23 protein-coding genes are annotated in these 18,863 nt (G+C 64.1%); 8 read left to right on the forward strand and 15 right to left on the reverse strand.

The genetic code is table 11. The features are described 5' to 3' along the window. Positions 1–121 precede the first annotated feature (121 nt). Positions 122–1,774: a thermosome subunit beta gene (gene thsB / locus E2L06_RS14505; RefSeq protein WP_138782564.1), complete on the reverse strand. Its 1,653-nt coding sequence runs from the start codon at positions 1,772–1,774 to the stop codon at positions 122–124. Between the two features lie 318 nt (positions 1,775–2,092). Between thsB and E2L06_RS14510 the strand changes: the two genes are divergently transcribed. Further along, a complete protein-coding gene (locus tag E2L06_RS14510; protein ID WP_138782329.1) occupies positions 2,093–2,845 on the forward strand; it encodes a hypothetical protein in 753 nt (250 codons plus the stop codon). A 36-nt stretch (positions 2,846–2,881) separates the two neighbouring features. Here the strand turns inward: E2L06_RS14510 and E2L06_RS14515 are convergent, their stop codons facing one another. The 3 genes from E2L06_RS14515 to E2L06_RS14525 form a co-directional block, all read right to left on the reverse strand. Then, entirely contained in the window at positions 2,882–3,208 is a 327-nt protein-coding gene (locus E2L06_RS14515) for a hypothetical protein (protein ID WP_138782330.1), read from the reverse strand. 74 nt (positions 3,209–3,282) lie between these two features. After that, entirely contained in the window at positions 3,283–4,182 is a 900-nt protein-coding gene (locus E2L06_RS14520; protein WP_138782331.1) for an acyltransferase, read from the reverse strand. A 183-nt stretch (positions 4,183–4,365) separates the two neighbouring features. Continuing rightward, the gene (locus E2L06_RS14525) at positions 4,366–4,581 is read right to left on the reverse strand and encodes a hypothetical protein (protein WP_138782332.1); all 216 of its coding nucleotides are present in this window, start codon (positions 4,579–4,581) and stop codon (positions 4,366–4,368) included. A gap of 120 nt (positions 4,582–4,701) precedes the next feature. Between E2L06_RS14525 and E2L06_RS14530 the strand changes: the two genes are divergently transcribed. After that, positions 4,702–5,757, forward strand: coding sequence for an aldo/keto reductase (locus E2L06_RS14530; protein WP_138782333.1), 1,056 nt, complete (start codon positions 4,702–4,704; stop codon positions 5,755–5,757). A 45-nt stretch (positions 5,758–5,802) separates the two neighbouring features. Here the strand turns inward: E2L06_RS14530 and E2L06_RS14535 are convergent, their stop codons facing one another. The 3 genes from E2L06_RS14535 to E2L06_RS14545 form a co-directional block, all read right to left on the reverse strand. Continuing rightward, on the reverse strand, positions 5,803–6,078 hold the full coding sequence (locus tag E2L06_RS14535) for a hypothetical protein (RefSeq protein ID WP_138782334.1): 276 nt from the start codon (positions 6,076–6,078) through the stop codon (positions 5,803–5,805). A gap of 85 nt (positions 6,079–6,163) precedes the next feature. After that, entirely contained in the window at positions 6,164–6,484 is a 321-nt protein-coding gene (locus E2L06_RS14540) for a hypothetical protein (protein ID WP_138782335.1), read from the reverse strand. A 1-nt stretch (position 6,485) separates the two neighbouring features. After that, positions 6,486–6,830: a winged helix-turn-helix domain-containing protein gene (locus E2L06_RS14545; protein WP_138782336.1), complete on the reverse strand. Its 345-nt coding sequence runs from the start codon at positions 6,828–6,830 to the stop codon at positions 6,486–6,488. Between the two features lie 102 nt (positions 6,831–6,932). Between E2L06_RS14545 and E2L06_RS14550 the strand changes: the two genes are divergently transcribed. From E2L06_RS14550 to E2L06_RS14560, 3 genes are all read left to right on the forward strand, one after another. Continuing rightward, positions 6,933–7,382 (forward strand): hypothetical protein, encoded by a 450-nt coding sequence (locus tag E2L06_RS14550; protein ID WP_138782337.1) that lies wholly within the window; start codon positions 6,933–6,935, stop codon positions 7,380–7,382. 190 nt (positions 7,383–7,572) lie between these two features. Continuing rightward, a complete protein-coding gene (locus E2L06_RS22385) occupies positions 7,573–7,707 on the forward strand; it encodes a zinc ribbon domain-containing protein (protein ID WP_138782338.1) in 135 nt (44 codons plus the stop codon). 149 nt (positions 7,708–7,856) lie between these two features. Next, a complete protein-coding gene (locus E2L06_RS14560; protein WP_138782339.1) occupies positions 7,857–8,309 on the forward strand; it encodes an NUDIX domain-containing protein in 453 nt (150 codons plus the stop codon). Between the two features lie 91 nt (positions 8,310–8,400). Here E2L06_RS14560 and E2L06_RS14565 read toward each other — a convergent pair whose 3' ends face one another. Beyond that, positions 8,401–9,831, reverse strand: coding sequence for a DUF402 domain-containing protein (locus E2L06_RS14565; RefSeq protein WP_138782340.1), 1,431 nt, complete (start codon positions 9,829–9,831; stop codon positions 8,401–8,403). Between the two features lie 88 nt (positions 9,832–9,919). After that, positions 9,920–10,297, reverse strand: a complete 378-nt coding sequence (locus tag E2L06_RS14570) for a hypothetical protein (protein WP_138782341.1) — start codon at positions 10,295–10,297, stop codon at positions 9,920–9,922. Between the two features lie 205 nt (positions 10,298–10,502). Here E2L06_RS14570 and E2L06_RS14575 point away from each other — a divergent pair, with 205 nt between their 5' ends. Continuing rightward, positions 10,503–10,925, forward strand: a complete 423-nt coding sequence (locus E2L06_RS14575) for a hypothetical protein (RefSeq protein ID WP_138782342.1) — start codon at positions 10,503–10,505, stop codon at positions 10,923–10,925. A gap of 111 nt (positions 10,926–11,036) precedes the next feature. Further along, positions 11,037–12,053: a PrsW family intramembrane metalloprotease gene (locus tag E2L06_RS14580; RefSeq protein ID WP_138782343.1), complete on the forward strand. Its 1,017-nt coding sequence runs from the start codon at positions 11,037–11,039 to the stop codon at positions 12,051–12,053. Between the two features lie 32 nt (positions 12,054–12,085). Here the strand turns inward: E2L06_RS14580 and E2L06_RS14585 are convergent, their stop codons facing one another. Further along, entirely contained in the window at positions 12,086–12,697 is a 612-nt protein-coding gene (locus E2L06_RS14585; RefSeq protein WP_138782344.1) for a riboflavin synthase, read from the reverse strand. 85 nt (positions 12,698–12,782) lie between these two features. Continuing rightward, positions 12,783–14,645 carry a PAS domain-containing sensor histidine kinase gene (locus tag E2L06_RS14590; RefSeq protein WP_138782345.1) on the reverse strand — a complete coding sequence of 621 codons (1,863 nt, stop codon included), beginning with the start codon at positions 14,643–14,645 and terminating at the stop codon, positions 12,783–12,785. 184 nt (positions 14,646–14,829) lie between these two features. Here E2L06_RS14590 and E2L06_RS14595 point away from each other — a divergent pair, with 184 nt between their 5' ends. Further along, on the forward strand, positions 14,830–15,084 hold the full coding sequence (locus E2L06_RS14595) for a hypothetical protein (protein WP_138782346.1): 255 nt from the start codon (positions 14,830–14,832) through the stop codon (positions 15,082–15,084). Between the two features lie 33 nt (positions 15,085–15,117). Here E2L06_RS14595 and E2L06_RS14600 read toward each other — a convergent pair whose 3' ends face one another. The 4 genes from E2L06_RS14600 to E2L06_RS14610 form a co-directional block, all read right to left on the reverse strand. Next, positions 15,118–16,272, reverse strand: a complete 1,155-nt coding sequence (locus tag E2L06_RS14600) for a M24 family metallopeptidase (protein ID WP_138782347.1) — start codon at positions 16,270–16,272, stop codon at positions 15,118–15,120. Next, positions 16,269–18,140: a UvrD-helicase domain-containing protein gene (locus tag E2L06_RS14605; RefSeq protein ID WP_138782348.1), complete on the reverse strand. Its 1,872-nt coding sequence runs from the start codon at positions 18,138–18,140 to the stop codon at positions 16,269–16,271. Before E2L06_RS14605 ends, E2L06_RS14600 begins: the two co-directional genes overlap by 4 nt. Before the next feature lie 63 nt (positions 18,141–18,203). After that, positions 18,204–18,362, reverse strand: coding sequence for a hypothetical protein (locus E2L06_RS21995; protein ID WP_171052381.1), 159 nt, complete (start codon positions 18,360–18,362; stop codon positions 18,204–18,206). A 158-nt stretch (positions 18,363–18,520) separates the two neighbouring features. Continuing rightward, the gene (locus tag E2L06_RS14610) at positions 18,521–18,706 is read right to left on the reverse strand and encodes an HVO_0416 family zinc finger protein (protein WP_138782349.1); all 186 of its coding nucleotides are present in this window, start codon (positions 18,704–18,706) and stop codon (positions 18,521–18,523) included. Positions 18,707–18,863: the final 157 nt, after the last annotated feature.

The following is an 18,863-nucleotide window of genomic DNA, read 5'->3' on the forward strand; positions in this document are numbered from 1 at the left end:
GACGTCATCGAGACGAGCGCAGTGCGTACAGCCGGCACTCGAGCAGGACTTGAAAAGCGGAAATTCGCGGTCGGTCAGCGGTGCGAATCGACGGCTGTGAGAGGGTCGTGGAAGCCCTCGTTTACATCATGCCGCCCATGCCGCCGCCCATGCCGCCCATGCCGCCGGCACCGGGTGCGCCTTCCTCGTCGTCGCCCTTGTCGGTCGACAGGTCACCGGCGGAGATGATGTCGTCGATTTTGAGCACGAGGTTTGCCGCTTCGGCAGCGGAGGTGACGGCCTGCTCCTTGGCGTGGGCCGGTTCGACGACGCCAGCCTCGAAGGTGTCCTCGACGTCGCCCGTGAAGACGTTCAGGCCGGCCGTGATCTGATCGTCGTCGTGGGCCGCACGAAGGTCGACCAGCGTGTCGATCGAGTCGAGTCCGGCGTTCCCGGCGAGCACGCGTGGGACGAGCTCGAGCGAGTCGGCAAAGGCCTCGACGGCGAGCTGCTCGCGACCGGAGACCGAGTCAGCGTAGTCACGGAGTCGCGAGGCGAGTTCGACCTCGATGGCACCGCCGCCGGCGAGGACGCGGCCGTCGGAGACGGTCTGAGCGACGACGTCGAGCGCGTCGTTGACACCGCGCTCGAGCTCGTCGACGACGTGGTCGGTCGAGCCACGCAGCAGGAGGGTGACGCCGTGGGCGTCCTCGCCCTCGACGTAGAACAGCTCGTCTTCCTCGTCGCGGGTCACGTCACCGAAGCCGAGGTCGTCCTCCTCGGCGCTCTCGAGGTCGGAGACGATGTTCGCCTCGACGACTTCCTTGAGGAACTCGAGATCGGACTTCTTCGCGCGGCGGACGGCGAGGATGCCTTCCTTGGCGAGGTAGTGCTGGGCGAGGTCGTCGATGCCCTTCTGGCAGAAGACGACGTCAGCGCCGAGGTCGGCGATCGTGTCGACCTTCTCCTGAAGCTGTTTCTCCTCGCGGTCGAGGAACTGCTGGAGCTGGTCGGGGTCCGTAACGGAGACTTCGGTGTCGATGTCGGTTTCCTCGACTTCGATGGCCTCGTTGAGCAGCAGGATGTCGGCGTCCTCGGCCGACGTGGGCATGTTGTCGTGGACGGGGTCTTTGTCCACGATGCCGCCCTCGAGCAGGTCGGATTCGCCGGCGCTGCGGCCGGTCTGAGTCTCGATGTTCAGGAACTCGAGGTCGACGACGTTCTCGCCGTCCTCGTTCTCGACGGTGACCTGGCGGACGGCCTCGACGATGAGTTCGGCGAGATACTCCTTGTTGACCTCGGTGCCTTTGCCGGTCATCGAGGTTTCGGCGGTCTTCCGGAGGAGGTCCTCGTCGCTGGTATCGATGTCGGTCGCGATGTCGTCGATCTCCTCGCGGGCCTGCTCGCTGGCGAGGTGGAAGCCCTTGATGATCGCCGTCGGGTGGATGTCCTGCTCGAGCAGGTCCTCGGCGTTCTTGAGGAGTTCACCGGCGATCGCGACGGCCGTCGTGGTGCCGTCGCCGGCCTCGTCTTCCTGCGTTTCGGCGACCTCGATGATCATCTCGGCCGTCGGGTTGTCGATGTCCATCTCCTTGAGGATGGTGACGCCGTCGTTGGTGATCGTCACCGATCCCATGGAGTCGACGAGCATCTTGTCCATCCCTTTCGGGCCGAGTGTCGAACGGACTGCTTCAGCGACCGCACGGGCGGCGCTGATGTTGTAATCCTGCGCGTCCTTGTCCTTGACGCGCTGGGAGTCCTCGCTCATTACGATCATCGGCTGACCCTGCTGCATTCGCTGACTCATAGTCGGTCGAATGATTGATTGTGATTCTATATAAGTATTTCTCTATCGTCTCACACTCCGATCGCAGCCTGTGCGGTCGTAGATCGAGGAAAACCGTGGCAGTGCGGGGCGATGTCGATGGTTTCTCTCCGCTGAAGTCGGTCGTTACTCGTTCCCAATCAATCAGTGACGGGGTGTTTTTATTAGGTCACTCGAGCACCAGCTACCACGCTGGCGGTTCCGTCCTCACTAGGACCAATCACAACTCGGATCCGAGTCAATACAACGGAAGCGTTATACCCGTAGTCACGTATTACTCTACGAGCAATGGACGAGCCCTCCCCGTTGGCCGACTCGTTCGACGACCCCCGGATCACCGCCCAGTTTTACCGCCGACTGCCAGACCCGAGTGGCGACCTCGTGGTGGTCGGCGTCGTCCACGACCATCCCGCAAGCATCGCACGCGTCGAGCGCGTCCTGGAACGCATCGACCCGGCGACGCTCGCACTCGAGTTACCACCGGTCGCGCTGCCGCTGTACCGCATCTACGGCCGCACGGGCGACGCTGACGAGTCGACGCCGCCGCGGTTCGGCGGCGAGATGAGCGCAGCGATCCGCGCCGCGTCCGACGCCGAAGCCGTCGGTATCGACGCCCCGAACTGGTCGTTTCTCCGACGCCTCGTGACGCGGCTCGTCGCCGACCGTGTCTCGCCCGCGACGGCACGACGCGTCCTCTCGAGTGTCGGCAACGCGACCCGTGACGCACTCACCTATCGGATCGCCGCGACGCTGACCCACGCGACATCGATGACCGTCGTTCCCGGCGACGCGGTCGAGTACGATGTCGATCACGAGAATTCGCCGGATCGACAGGCCGCCCACGAGCGTGCCCACGTCGCCGGCGTCCAGGCGTTGCTCGGCAGCGTCGACACGGACGGAACCACTCTGGCGTACCGAGACGAGACGCGCGAGCGCTGTATGATCGAGCGACTCGAGGAGATCCGCTCGGAACCGGGGACGGCCGTCGCCGTCGTCGGCGTCGATCACCTCGACCGACTCGCGGCGGCACTGGCGGAGTAACAGCGGCCTGCTCGGTGGCCGCGTCACTACCGCTGCTCACCGTCGCAAGCCCGATGTGCAGTTCCAGCAGTACGTAAACGTCTGATCGGCCTCGTTGGGTGCGCCACAGTGGGGGCAGCGAATCGTTTCTCCGTCGAATTCGCGATCGCGGTCGTCATCCGGGTCAGCATCGCGTACCTCGTCCGTGGCGCGCGGATAGCGATCGGGGCCGGGCGACGAGCGAAGGCTCGCGTGATTGGGATCGGCGAACGACGCCGTTCGTTCGTTCTCGTCGTCGCTCCGCCGGACGTACAGGTAGTACAGTAACAGGTGTAGCAGGGCAAACAGCGCGACGTACCCGACGAGCCAGCCCCAGAGCGCCATCGGTGTGTGATACGGTCTCGAGGCACTTGGATATTCCCCGCTGTCGGGACTGACGAGAGTCAGGTCGACGAGAACTACTGGGGCGGTTGCAGGTCACGACCGAACTCGTCGAAGGCCTCGAGATCGTCGGGCAGATCGTACTCGAGGTGGCGTTCTTCTTGGCGGTTGACGCCGGCGTCGTCGACGGGCGTCGCGACGTCTTCCCAGCCGGGTTTGATCTTGACGCTTTTCGCGGGCATCCCGATGGCGATGTGGTGAGCCGGGATATCGTGTTGGACGATGCCGCGTGCGCCGACGACGGCGTTTTCGCCGACCTTACAGCCCGCGCGAACCATCGCGTCGTAGGTCAGCCGAACGTCGTCCTCGATAATGGTGTGGTAGTTGCGGACCTCGGTCTGGTCGACGACGTCGTGGTCGTGACTGTAGATGTGGACGCCATCGGAGACCGAGACGCGGTCGCCGATGGTGAGTTTCCCGCGGTCGTCTAAGTGAACGTCGTCGTGAACGACGGTGTTGTCGCCGATCGAGATGTTGTGCCCGTAGGTGAACGTAATGCCCTTGAAAAAGCGGCAGTCCTCGCCACATTCCTCGAAGAGGTGCTCGGCGAGCATCCGCCGGAATCGGAGCGCGAACTCGACGTTGTCCGCGATCGGGAGGCTGTCGAACTGCCGCCAGAGCCACTGGAGGTGTTTCGACTCCCGAAACGCCTCCTCGTCTTTCTCGGCGTAGTACTCGCTCTCTAAGGTCGTGTTACAGGGATCGTAGCTCTGCAGGCGGATTCGTTCGGCCGGTGGCACCGACTCGCCGTTTTGCCAGCGCTCGTAGGCCCCGCGGTCGCCCGAGAGGTCGATCAGAACGTCCTCGACGACCGAGCAGGTGTCTTCGTCGCTCGCAAGCCGTCGATCGACCTCATCGATGAACTCGCGCATCCCCGTTTCTGCCTCCTCGGGGAGCGACACGTACCGCTTTGTCATACCCCGACGTATTGCCCGCCGAGTTCATAGGGGTTCGGTTGTGCGTTCGAGGTTGCCGGACCAACTAACGTGTGTGTTACCGGGCTGATTTCGACGGGGTTCATACGGTCTGCTGTCCCGATGTCCCGGCGCACCCGCAGGACGGATCGCGGGTACGCCGGAACTGACTGCCAGTAGTCCGTCTCACTCCTGTTCGGACTGCCAGCCAGCAAAGAGTACTGCAGGTACTGCAAGCGCCCCGACGACCAGCAACGTCCCCACGACGACCGCGCCAACCGAGATGCGATCCCGTGGAATCTCGAGTCGGCTCATAGCAAGGACGGCAAGCGGCAGGCTGACGACGAGGACGGCAAGCAGTTGTCGTCTGGGGTCGCGCGAGTCGCGACGGGAACTGGGCATACGAATACGTCTCAACCGACACCCAAGAGCGATTCGCCTCACAGAATGCGGCCGAACCGGTTCGGCTCGAAACTCGAGCGTTCCGGTCACCCTAAGTTCTCCCGCTTCAAAGGGGCGAGTATGCAACACAGCGAACTCGGCGAGTCTGGAGTCGAGGTCAGCGAAGTCGGCTTCGGCGCGTGGGTCGTCGGTACCGACTGGTGGGGCGACCGTTCGGAAGACGACGCCATCGAGATGGTCCAGTACGCCGTCGAGCAGGGCATCACCTACTTCGACACGGGTGACGTCTACGGCCACGGCCGCAGCGAGGAACTGCTCGGGCAGGCCCTCGCGGAGGTCCGCGACGAGGTCACCGTCGCCACCAAGGTCGGCTACGACTTCTACAACAACCCACAGGCCGGCCACGGCGAACTCCCCAAGGAGATGGGCCCCGAGTACCTCCGAGAGGCCGTCGAGAAGAGCTTAGATCGCCTCGAGATGGATTCCGTCGACGTGCTCCAACTGCACAACGCCGACGTCGACGAGATCACGCCCGATGTCCTCGAGGTGTTCGACGAACTCGAAGAAGAGGGCAAGATCGACGCTACCGGCCTCGCGCTGGGCCCCTCGATCGGCTGGCTCGCCGAAGGCGACCTCGCGATCGAAGAGGAGTTCGATTCCGTCCAGCTGGTCTGGAACGTCTTAGAACAGGAGGTCGGCAACCATTTCCTCGAGACGATCAAGCGAACGGGCTCGTCGACCAGCCTGATCCCGCGGGTGCCACACTCCTCGGGGATTCTCAACGAACAGGTCACGCCAGAAACTGAACTCGGCGAGGGCGACCACCGCGGCTTCCGCCCCGACGAGTGGTACGAGACCGGCTGGGAGAAGATCGAGAAACTGCGCTTCTTAGAACGTGACGACGAGCGCACGATGGGACAGGCCTCGATCGCGTGGCTGCTCTCTCACGACCCCGTCGCGAGCGTCACCCCGACGTTCCGCACGAAGGCGGACATCGACGAGTGGGCGGCCGCGAGCGACGTGCCAAAGCTCTCCGACGAAGAAATGGATCGCGTCGCGGAACTCTACGAGAACGACTTCGGCATCGACCGCGACGACGGCATGGACGCGCTCCGCTCGTCGGTCGACGGTGAGGACATCGAGTCCGCCGGGCTGGACAAACTCGCGGCTGACTGATCGAACCACTGGGGCAGGCCCGAGCGACCACGGCCGCCGACGCGCTTATTCGTCGTCGGCCGGCGAGTTCGCAAGCCGGAACTCGAACTCGAGTTTGCCGTCCGTCCTCACGTCGACGCCGCCCAGCGTCTCGGAGAGGTGATCCCGCGCTCGAGCGCTCGGCTCGACCGTGACCGAGACGCTGTTGTTGTTAGCGTTGTACGAGATGTTCCCCACTGTCACATCGAACTCGAAAAACTCCGGGACGTCGTCCCGAAGCTGTGTTCTGACGTCATCGATATCTGACCGCACGTCGGCCATCTCCTCGTTGAGCGAGGTCATAGGTAATGGTAGGTGCTAGCAACCCGTAACGGTTTACCCTGTCTGGTCGGCCCTGCGACGGACCGCACGACTCGGCCCGGTGGGTTCACGTCGGCATTCGAAGCGCGTACAGGATCGCGACCAGTCCACAGAGCTGGCTGGACTGGCTGAGGACGGCGGCGAGCGACTCCGAGACGAACGGCAGTGTCACGTAGAGCAGTAACAACAGGAACGGAACTGCGAGCGCCAGCGCGAACCCGACGGCGATGAACAACATCGGTCGACTGTCGTTTCGCCGATAGCCCCGATAGGCCTGATAGGCGATGAACAGCCCGATGAGCGCGCTCAGCACATCGGTCGTCTGCACGAACGTTGTGACCCACTCCGGCGGCAGAGCGGGGTCCCAGAGCTGTATCGGTCCCTGCACCTTACATCCCCTCGATGAGTCGCGTAAAGCGGTCGGCGATGTCTTCGCGGCGGTCGATGTGCAGCGTCAGTCCGCCGTCCTCGAGTTCGACCGTGATCCGCTCGAGGTTCGTCGCGTAGACGGTTCGATGGTGGCCTCGGTTGGGGTCGGGCTTGGTTCGTTCGACGAGGAGGCCACACTCGCGGAGGTCCTCTAACCGCCGGTACACCGTGGGTTTCGACGCCTCACAGTGCTCGCTCAAGGTAGTCGCTGACATGGGTTTCTGGCTCGTCTTGGTGAGGATCGTGCGCACCGTCGGGTCCTCGAGCAAGGCCCCGATCGTCTCGACGTCGACCTCCTCACTCACGGTTGGGGAGTGTACAGAGAAGAAACATAAAGTGGTTATCGCCACTGCAGTCGCTGCAGTCGTGCGAACCGAGTTTTTCCTGTTGGCCACGTCGGTCGAGGTATGACGCCATCGACCCGCTCGTCGGAAGCGCTCGAGCGACTCGTCGAACGGACCCGCCGCGTCGCGACGCGGCTCGCAGCCTCGGCGGTCGGTCCCGCTGGCGGCCGGCTTCGACCGACTTCGGTTGGCGGACTGCTCGTCGTACTCGCAAGCGTCGCGGTAAGTCTCGCCGCCGCTCCCGCACTCGGTGACAGCGTTCGGATCCGCTGGAGTATCGGCACCTACTACGGGCCCGAATACGCCCCGACGCCGCTCGCGCTGGCCGCGTTTCCGGCCATCATCGCGGTGATACACGTCGGCTTCGGAGCGACGCGCGTCGGCCTCGAGCACACCGGTGCGTTCGAAGCAACCGACGACCTCGTCCGATCCGTCTACGAACTGTGTGCACTGGTGACTCTGTTGATGCTCGTGATCGTTCAAGTCGTGTTCGTCGCGGCGAATCTCCTGTAAGTACGCCTCCGACAGCAGACAGAGAAGATTCGACCACGACGGGATCGATACGACCGCCGGGCCCGATACGTTCTATCTCACCCTTCGAGCAGTGAACGTCACGGTCGATGACTTATATATACCCCTCCATATCTGGGCACCCCGCCTAATCCGACAGGTACCGTCATTCTAGCTACCGGCACACCGACTTATGACAGCATACGAGTTTACCTGCCCGGACTGCCAACGGTCGATCACGGTGACCGACCCGATGCGAGCGGCGACGCTGGCCAATGGCTGCCCGGTCTGTGGCCGATCAGTGACGGAAAGCAATTTCGCACTCTGAGGACTCGCGCGGCAAACCACAGGATCGACCTCTCAGTGGTTCGACGGACGTCCGTTTCGGAACCCACGACGCAGAACATAGGATCCTTACCTTCCTTTAACATCCCTCATGATAGGTTTTTACGACGGACTATCGTGGTAGTTGGTAGCATGACCGACGCCACGTACGTCCAGAAGGCGTGTGCCTACATCACCCGCAGGCCGGGCGAACTCCTGGTCTTCGAAGGGCCGGGCCACGACGGTCTGCAGATTCCGAAAGGAACTCTCGAGCCCGGCGAGTCACCCCGGGAGGCGCTGTTCAGAGAGGTCCGCGAGGAGAGCGGACTCAGCACGCTGAGTGACACCCGCCACCTGACGACCGACGTCTGGACACGGCGCGCGGGCAGACGGTACGTCCGACACTTCTTCCATGCGACGGTGTACGAGCCCCGCGACCGGTGGACCCACACCGTCACTGACGGCGGGGCCGAACACGATGCGACGTTTTCGTTCCGCTGGGTCCGGCCGACGACTGCCCAGCCGTTCGCGCTCGAACTCGACGCGTACGTCGACCTGCTGCCGACCGCGTCCCGAGCCGACGAGATCTCGAGTGCATCGGACTGAGCCAGCACCAATCAGACCGTGCCGATGCACCCGCGACCGCGCTGCGGGAACACCGGGTACTCGCGATGGCAGGCCGTAGGAAGCGACCGTTCTACGAGAGTGCGCGCTTGACGGCTTCCGCCACGCTCGTCGCTTTTTCGGCCAGCTCGTCGGACACGAACCCGTCTGCGGTGGCGTCCTCGAGTTCGTCGGCGTCGACGATCTCGACCGTTCCATCAGGCTGGCGGATCACGTCGACGTAGAGGTCGACGTACCGCGCGCAGTCAGGGAAGAGTTCGACCGGGGTACAGACGTTGACGTAGGTCCCCTTCGACGTGCCGTCGGCAGCTTTGTACGTCGTCGGATACCACCACCGGCCCTCGCGGAACTTCGTCACCGCCACGTCGCCGTCCTCCTTGGGGGTCCCGAGCGCGTCGTAGCTGCCGCCGCCGCGCATCGATCGCTCGAGCGTGACCTTTCCCTCGGGGTCCCAATCAGTGACTGTGCCGCGACCGAGCGAGATGAGTCGGCCATCGGGTTTGCCGTGACCGATCTCGAGGCGATCCCCGGACGTGGGCCCGAACTGGCGAGAGACGGCCGCAAACGGGAACTCGTCACCGTCAGCATCGCTGTCGGTCGAGCCACAGACCGCCTCCGCGAAGTCGACCGCCGCGCTCGCGGCGCGATCGGCCGCCTTCGTCCGGTGATGACCCGGCATCGTCGTCTCCACGCGCCGGCGAACCCCATCGAGCGCGAACCGGGACTGGCGGCCAAACCAGACCCACGTGGTTCGCTGCGGTGTAGCGAGGCGGGCCGGCTCGCCCGGCTCGTCGGGTGCGTCGGCAAGGGCATCCTCGAGGAGACGCACCCGATCCGCCGCGTCCTCGAGCGCGGTGCCCATCGCCTCGAGGTCCGCGTTGGCCGCGGCGTGTTGCCAGCGGACCCCCCACCCGTCAGGAGTCTCGACCGAGAGTAGATCGGTCATGCCGACGAGTTCGTCCGCGCGCTCGCCGCGCATCGCCGCCGAGACGCCGGTTCGGTCACGCGAAAGGGTACAGAGCCCACCCTGCACCTCGAGGGTCGGCTGCACCCGTGGCCGATCGTCGTCCCACGGGGGCGTGGGCTCGGTGACCTGCACCCGGTAGCGGTTGCCGGCGTCGACGTAGCCGTCGACGTCGTCGTAGCTGAGATATCCCCGCCGGCCGTCACCGAGGTCGACGACGGCACCGCTGCCGCCATCAGCCTCGAGCACCTCGGCGTCGAAGACCGCGCCGCGGGCGACGGTGTCGGCCCAGCGGAAGGTGTCGATGGCGAGGGCCTCGAGTTCGCCTGCGGCCGTCTCGACCGCGTCGGGGTCGCCCGACACCTCGACGCCCTGTCGGTCGCGGGTGGTCTCGATCGAGACGTCGGCCGGGACGGTGTCGAACGACTGGTCGAACCGCTTCCGGATCGGATCGGATGCCTGGACGACCTCGTAGTCAGCCTCGCTCAGCAACTGCGTGACTGCCGTCGTGTAGATCCCGCGGACGCGCGCCGTCGTCATCGATTCCCCTCCCCCACCGCAGGTCGTGCGGTGATCGATCGTCGTCGATCGCTCGAGCGCGATCGTCCATTAGCCGCGAACACGGCGATCACCGCAACGGCTCGCGGTCGGGTGCGAACCGCACCCGGTCGTCGATCGTCGGCCCGAGCGTGAGTTCGACGGACCCGTCATCGAGCAACCGGCCGTCCTCGATGGAGACGCCCCAGGTGTCGAACCGCAGCCAGCCGCGCATTTCGTCGGCGTGAGTCGTGATGTCAGCGTATTCGACGGCGTGTTCGGGATAGTCGGCACTCGAGTGGGCCATATCCATATCGGAGTAGACGGTATCGTGCTCGTCGAAGAAGTTCTCCAGCGCCGCCGCGTCCGCGGCGACGGCGTCGACGACCGCCTCCGACGCGGCCTGGAGATCGTCGGTCTCGAGGCCGACATCGCGAAGCGCCTGCTGGGTTCGCTGATCGAAGTGCATAGCCGCCGGTTGGGCCGGGAGACCTTTGATCATTCCGAGTTCGCGCCAATCGCTGCATCGGGTTGACCCAGACTACCTTCGCGCCAATCGCTGCATCGGGTTGACCCAGACTACCGTGTCCGCCGGCACTCGCTAGTCTAGCTGTCGTTCCGTTCACCAGTACTGTAGGCGAAACGTTTGATATTGGTGGTAGCCAACGACCCTCATGAGTGGCGAACTCTACAGAACGAACCTCGAGGACGAACTGGCAACCGGTATCATCAGCGCAGCACGGACCAGTCTCGGCGACACGCTTCGAAGCGTGATCTACTTCACGCCGTCGGCGTTCGACATCCTGTATCTCCGGCAGGACCTCTACGGCTCGCGGACCGACGCTCGTGACGCCAAATCCCAACTGATCGAGTTCGAACAGGCTGGATTCTCCGAAGTCCCCGTCCGGACGACGATCGCCCGCAGAGAGAGCGACTCGGACATCGGCGACTACGAGTTTACCGTCCGCTTCCACGAGAACGGGTTCGTCGTCAGGGTGCTCCAGCGTGACGTCGGCGTCCTGTTGACGATCGACAGTATGGACGTCAACGCGTTCGAAGACGCCGCCGTCGCGATTCAGCGGCTACTCCACGAGTAACCCGCCGACTCGAGCGACGTCGCGATGGCTGTGATAGACCACGATCGGGGACGCGAGCGTGGCGTCGCCGGTTGCCGAACCTATACCGGGCCGGCAGTCGAACGCACGGCCATGCAGCGCAGTCGCGACCCGGTCGAGCAAGCCGAGGAGCAACGCGGTGACGGCCCAGTCGATCTCTACGACATCTCGACGTGGGAGCCCCGATCGACGGTCGATCTGCTCGCGTACACGCTCTACAATACGGTTAGCTACGGACTCCGTGCGCTCGTCCTGCTGACCGCAATCGCGATCACCGTCTCGTTGCTCGTCTCGCCGGCTGCAATCGTCCTCGAGGATCCGTTCGTCGCGATCTTCTTCGGGCTCTCGGTCGTGCCCGCAGGGTTGCTCGCGGCGTACATCTGGTATGCGGACATCACGACGAGCGAACCCCTCGGGTTACTCGTCGCGACCTTTCTGCTCGCGGTCCTGTTCGCGACGTTTGCGGCTCTGATCAACTCGCTCAGTCAGGTGGTCCTCGGCTTCGGCAGCGGCGTGCTCTTTTTTTACTTGATCGTCGGCCCCGTCGAGGAGACGGTCAAGCTCCTCGCTGTCTACGTGTTTGCCTATCGGAGCAGTAGCTTCACCGCCGTCATCGACGGGGCAGTCTACGGAGCCGTCGCCGGGCTCGGCTTTGCGGCCATCGAAAACGCACTCTACATCAGTCGCGTCATCGGCGAGGCGAATCCCGAGGTCAACGTCTTCGTCACGGCAAGCGGGATCGCGACGGTTCGTGCGCTGGCCGGCCCCGGCCACGTCATCTATTCGGCGATCGCGGGCTACTACCTCGGTCTGGCGAAGTTCAACCGCGAGTACGCCGGCCCGATCGTCCTCAAAGGACTGCTCGTCGCCGCGTTCGTCCATGGCACGTACAACGTCACGGTCGGAATCGTCCCCGACATACTGGCCGCGTACCTCCCGATCGGCTTCGGGATCGCGTTCGTCGGCTACGTGATCTGTTATGACCTCGCGATCGGCTACTACCTCTATCGCAAGCTCGCCCGCTACCGACGTGCCTATCGCGCGATCAGTGACGACAGCGACGACATCTCACAGCCGGAGTTGACGGAGTTCGAGCCGCCACAGCGCTGACCGCCAGTTCGCGCCACCGACAGGCTCGCGGCTCAGCGGTCCTCGAATCGTGTCTCGAGCAGGCGTTCGACGTACTTCGAGAGCACGTCGACCTCGAGATGAACCGGATCGCCGGGCGCCTTCTCGGAGAGGGTCGTCAGCTCGTAAGTCGTCGGGATGATCGCGACGGTGACGCGACCGGCGTCCGCGTCGAGGTCGGCGACGGTCAGGCTGATGCCGTCGAGCGTGATCGACCCCTTCTCGACGACGTAGCGGTCGTACCCCTCCGGAAGGTCGAACTCGAAGAACCAATCTTCCTCAACTGATTCGATGTTCCGCACCGTCGCGACCGCGTCGACGTGACCCTGCACGACGTGGCCGTCGAACCGGCCGTCGGCCGGCATCGCCCGCTCGAGGTTGACCGTGTCGCCGACCTCGAGGTCGCCCAGATAGGTCCGCTCGACGGTTTCGGTCGCCAGGAAGACCTCGAACCACGCGCCCTCGTCGTACTCTTCGACAGTGAGACACGCGCCGCTGACGCTGATGCTCTGGCCGTGCTCGAGTCCCGTAGCGACTGTGTCGGCCCCGATCCGCAGTCGAAGGCCGTCGTCGGTTCGCTCTCGGGCGACGATCTCGCCTGTTTCCTCGACGATCCCCGTGAACATAGTCGCAACTGGCGGGCGATAGGAGAAAGCCGTTCCGGGTCCGATCCACAGCAAGTGGCATGGACGAACGTGCGGGCGGCCGATCTCAGGAAGATGGCATGGTTGACTCATCGGCAACAGCGGTGCGTACGTCGGAGAACTCGAACCGTGCGCCGCCGGCCGTGCTTTCGGTGACGTCGATTTCCCACTCGTGGGCCTGCGCGATCTCACAGACGATATTGAGGCCGAGACCGGTGCCGTCGGCGTTCGAGGTCCAGCCGGGTTCGAGGACGCGGTCGCGCTCATCCGATGGAATGCCCGGGCCGTCGTCAGCGACATAAAATCCGTCGTCGACGAGTCCGACAGTTACGGTGACCCACTCACCGCCGTGTTCGACCGCGTTTCGAAACAGGTTCTCGAACAGGCTCCGGATGCGACTCGCGTCGGCGAACAACTGGCCATCGGATTCGATTTGAAGCGAGGCATCGGCAGTCGCGACGGTGTCCCAACAGGACGTGACGACGTCAGCGAACGCGAGCGCGTCGATCGACTCGAGGTCGTACCCACACCGGACCATCGTCAACACGTCGTCGATGATCCCTGCCATCCGGTCGAGAGCGGCGTCGAGTTCGTCGAGGTGCTCGGGGTCGGTTCGAGCGGTCGTGAGGATCCCTTGCGCGACGTTGAGCGGGTTGCGCAGGTCGTGGGCGACGACGCTCGCGAACTCGTCTAAGCGTTCGTTCTGGCGCTCGAGATCCCGTTCGTACGCGAGGCGGTTGAGCGCGATTTCGGCGTTCAGCGACAACACGAACGCGAGGTCCTCGTCCGACTGGTCGAACGCGCCGGCGTCGGGATCGACGATACTGATCACGCCGTGGTCACCGAGCGGGAGGTACATCGCGGAGTGGGCCTCGCCGCGATCGTGGTCGTCCTCGAGCGACCCGACGTCATCGTACCGGATCGACTCACCACGTCGGTAAGTGCGGCTGACCGGCGAGTCACCGTCGATCGGATAATTCGGCCGCTCACCCATCTCCGTGTGTGCTTGGTCGGTTACGGCGACTGGCCGCAGGTGTGTATCGTCGACGAGGCGGACGACGTTGTGCTCGTAGCCGAGAATCGTACTCGCAGCATCGGCGACGAGTTGAGCGATCTCAGTTCTGTCGTCGGCTTCCATCAGCCAGCGCGTCGCCGTGTGAAGCGCCTGTAGCTGTCGCTCGTACTCCTTTCGGGCCGTCACGTCCCGGAAGACGCCCGCAACCAGCTGTCGGTCCTGCAGTTCGAAGACGTGGGCGTTGATCTCGACCGGCACTCGATCGCCGGCTTTGGTTTCGACGTAGATATCCGACCCATCCGGAAACTGAGTGAAAATCGACTGATCGGCATCGATGTGGTCTTTGAAGAAGTCGCGATAGGACGCTTCGTCGCCCGACGGATGAAGGACCGTCTGAGACTTGCCGACGAGTTCGTGCGGCTCGTATCCCGTAAGATCGGCTACCTGCTGGTTCACTTCGATGATTTCGCCCGTCGCCGCGTCCGCGACGAAGACCGCGTCTGGCACCGCCTCGAGGATCGTCCGGTACTTGGTCCGAAGCGCCTCCTGCTCGCTGATGTCCCGGATGACAGCCATAACCTCGCGTTGCCCGTTGGTCTCGATCGGGCTGAGACTGATGTCGACCGGGAGCTTCGAGCCGTCCTTTCGTCGGCCCGAGAGCTCGAGGTTGACGCCCATCGGACGAGCTTCCGGGGCAGCGATATACGCGTCTCGTTGGGCGACGTGCTCGTCCCGGACGGACTCCGGAACGAGGATTTCGATCGGCTCGCCCGTGAGTTCGGCTGGCTCGTACCCGAACAGGTCAGTCACGCGTGCATTCGCGTAGGTAATCTGGCCATCGGTATCGACGAGGAGGATGGCATCAGGGGAGGCTTCACAGATCGCTTCGTATCGCTGTCTCGATTGGCGTGGCATGACGTGCGCTCTCGGGCACGGAGCCGATACTGATACCCCGAGCGCCACCTATTTCAAAGTTTTAGTGAATAGTCAATTCTGTATAACGAATCAACACTATCCAGCCGAACCTCGACAGCGCCAACATGAGCGATCGGAACCCACTGTCGTCGCGTTTTTACGCCGCAGGCGCTATATTCTGCCAATGGCCGGCATCATCGACACGATCAAACTCGCAGGCACGCTCGTTCTCGCGCTTCCGGCTGCGATCGCTGGGCTCGAACTCGTGTTGATTCGCGGGCAGACGACGATGGGGGCGGCGCTCATCGGGCTCGCGATCGGACTCGTCGTCATCCAACACTGGCTGACGCTTCCGACGGACATCCCCGAACTGTTCGCAAAACAGCTCGTGGGAGTCGTCACAAAGGAGCCAGAGTCAGACTCCGAAGACGAGCGATAACGCGGCAATACGAAACGAACCGAGACCGAACTGCTATGGCTCGAGCAACGCCGCCGGCGACAGCGAGTGTTCGGGTGCCGCGAGTCGGTCGGGACGCTCGCCTTCGTCGGTGACGACCAGCACGTCGGCGATCCGAAGGCGGCTCGTCTCGTCGACGCGAGCGGCCACGTCGAGCCGGATCACCGCCCCGGGTTCGATCTCGTCGCCGTTGGTTGGCCGTTCGCGGGACTCGAGGCCAACGCCGGCGACGGTAGCCTCGACGCCGGCGTCGAGGCCGAACGAGCGAACCTCCGCCTCGAGATCCGCTGCGACGGTGTGGACGGACGCCGAGCTGGCGGTCAGCAGCGACCGCGCGGAGCGAAACGACTGGGTGACGGCGACGTGGACCCGCCGTTCCCGGCCGCCGTCGCTGTCGACGATGAGTGTCCGGACAAGCCCGCCGTAGTAGCCAGCCGGCCCGCGGGGTGCGACCGCGAGCACGATCGGCTCGTCAGGACTGAGTGCCTCGCCGTCGACGGCTGTGGGGCCAGTACTCGGATTGATCGCGGTATTCCCGGCCGGAAACGCCCCCGCACCGACGATCGCCTCGTCGATCGCAGTCCGGACACGAGCGGGCGTCAGTGGAACGGGATCGTCAGCACCTTCCGTGACTGCAAGCCGGCCGTCGACGACCGTCGCGTCGGCCAACAGCGACGCTGCGTGCCGAATCCCGGCGCTCGCCGCCCGCTGGACGGCAGCGATGCGCTCGTGCTCCGCGGCCGTCTTCGTCGCTCGCGCTCGCTCGATGGCGTCCGTCGAGGCCACCTCGAACCCCGCGTTCTCGAGGTAGAGCGCGGCGTCGTGTGGAATACGAGCGGGTGTCAAGATCGTCCCCTCGCGGCCGCGATCTGCAAACACTGCTGCGAGGTCGGCGGCGGGATGGCCGTCGCTGCCGTCGGCTGTCCGGATGAGCCACTCGCCGTCGGTGCCGTCGTATGCGACGGCGACGAGGCCGTTCGCGGGCGGCGAGCAACTGTAGCGAATCGCCGGGTCGCGCTCGGTCCCGACGTGGACGTACGCGGTCGCGTCTCGGTTCTCGAGCGTCTGCGCCAGCACGCCGGCCGCATGGTCGCGGCGCTGCTCGACGAGTGCCGACGGCGCGTCGGCTGGCCGGCCGGGCTCGAGTCCGCGGTCGCTCCCACCGGTCACGGCGCTTCGGCTTCGATCTCGTCGGCGTCCGATTCCTCGACCGGCTGCTGGGCCTCCTCGATCAGTTCCTCGAGGGTCAGCTCCGTCAGCTCGTTTTTGAGCAGGACGTCGACCGGCAGCGTGGGTGCGCCGTCGACTAAGTTCTCGAGGAGAACCAGCCGCTCGCGGGCGCGAGACATGCCGACGTAGAAGACGCGGCGCTCGTTGTCGGTCAGGACGGGCACCGGCGAAGTCGTCTTGGTGAACTCCTCACAGTGGGGGACGTCGGTCGGGTCGTCGACGGTGGCGACCATCTGCTCGACGACCTTTTCAGTGAGATCGGTACCGACGAGGACGTGGTCGGCTTCGCGCCCCTTCGCGGAGTGAATCGTGCCGACGCGGACCCGGTCGGTGTCCATCCCCTGGTACTCGCCGATCGCGAAGTACGCCTGGACGCTCTTTTTCTGGAAATTGGTGACCTTCCGGAGCATATCCGAGGCGGAAGCTGGGCCGGGCATGAACGGCACGTGGTCGGTGATGACCTCGGACGGGATCATTAGTTCCTCGAGGTCGTCGATGCCGGCGTCCTCCTGGCGCTCGTCGATCTCGTCGAAGAGGTCGTCGCGGTCGTTGGTGCCAAAGGCCGACTCCTGGAGCATGTCGGCGAGTCGGCGGGCCTGCAGGCCGGTAACGTCCTCCCCGGCGTCGATCGCTTCGACCGCGCGGACGTACTGGGTGAGCCGGTCGGTCCACATCCGCTGATCGGTCAGCGAGGTAAAGGGCACGCCTTCGGTGATGAACTCATCGATAAACTGGAACATCTGGTAGCGAGCGCGGAACAATACCATGATGGTGCCGTCGCCTTCGACGAGTGTCCGCCGCACCATCCGGACGACGTCGAGCATCGATGCGTTCGTGCGTGCCTCGACGGCTCCGCCTTCCTTGCGGGGCTTGAGGTCTTTGTCCTGGCGCTGGTCGATGTGGCGGATTTCCTTGTTGACCGCGTTGAGGACGTTCGAGGGCAGCCGGTAGGAGTTCGGGAGAATGATGTCGTCGTCAACCTCCTCCTCGAGCAAGAGCGCGGGGTCAGCACCCTGCCAGGAGTAAACGACCTGGTCGTCGTCGCCGGCGATCAGGACCTGCTCCATGTGGGGTTTCCACTCCTCGTAGACGTCGTACTGCAGGGTCGTGATGTCCTGGAACTCGTCGATCACGAGGTAGTCGACGTTCGGGAGCAGCGAGCGCTGCTCGACGCGTTCTAACATGTCGGCGAAGCCGATCTTGCCCTGGTCGCCCTTGTAGGAGCGCCAGGCGCGGATCGCTTCGGGGACGTCGATCCGGTCGTCGTCGCTGGGCCAGGTCGGAGTGTATTTGTTCCCTTCCTGGGCGTTCGGGTCGATTTCGGGTGGGAGACGGACCTCCTCTTCGTCCCACTGGAAGGGGACGTCGTACCAGTCGGAGACGTCGCGGCTGGTTCGCTGGAGCCACTGGCTGGTCGCGATGACCTTGTTGCCGATCGTCGTCGACCGGGCGGTTCGGCGACCAGCACCCGAGTACTCGTCCTCGTACTCGATGCCGTACTCGTCACAGAAGTCCTCTTTGTCGGATTCGCCGATGACGTCGCTTCGAGAGAGATCAAGGAGCTCGTAGGCCTTCGCGTGCATCGTACAAACGTTGCCCTGCAGCGCACGCGGGCTCTCGCCGAGCCGTTCTGCGAGTCGTTCTCGGACCTCTTGCGCTGCCGCTCGCGTGTACGAGACGACGAGGATGTCTCGGAAGGTGACGCCGTCCTGCTCGAGAATATCTTCGACGTGGTCGAGAAGCGCTGTCGTCTTCCCGCTTCCCGGACCACCGAACAGGCGGGTAACCGTCGTGTCCGTCGTAGCCATTGTAGCTGTACAAGAGCGCGACACGCATAAGTGACGTGGGTTTTCGTCGACAGAAACGGCCGGTCACGGATCGCGGGGAGAGCGGGCCTCGCGGACGTTAGCGCCGTCGCGGATTTTATCCTGACAGTCCGGACAGACGCGTGGCTCGTCGACGCCAGGCGGGGTGAACACTCGTGCGTATCGTTTGGTAACGAACGCGCCACAGTTCTGGCATTCCGGCATAGTTCCTCTCATCGTGACATCACAAATACGGAACTATAATTGTATCGTATAGTGTTCGATAAAAACAAGGACGGTGCGGTTCACACCGCATGCGACGGTCGACACCGAGAAAAAGTCACGGCGGACGCGGGTAACACGTCACCGGCGAAGAACGCGCCCTACGACGCTGGTTCCCAGCCACAGACGGTACAGGCGCTGGCGGACGTGTCGTGAAGGCCGCCACACTCCGGACACTGCTTTTTGTTATACTCCTGTTCCCACCCTACTTGTTCGACCGAGTGACCGCGATCGGCGAGGAATTGATCAATGACGTCGTCACCGGCATCACTGGGTGAGGTTGCCATAGGTGTGTGAACGCACACCATACTAATAAATCGTTGGGTCGGTGAAGATGCTGCCCCCACCGCAACCACACACGTCGGCGAAGCGGCAACGACCGTGCCGACCGCGTACCGGCGAGTCGAACGACCCGCGTCCTTTTCTCGCTCTCGTCCGAACACT

This window comes from Haloterrigena sp. H1 (assembly GCF_005938085.1).
Taxonomy (GTDB): domain Archaea; phylum Halobacteriota; class Halobacteria; order Halobacteriales; family Natrialbaceae; genus Natrinema.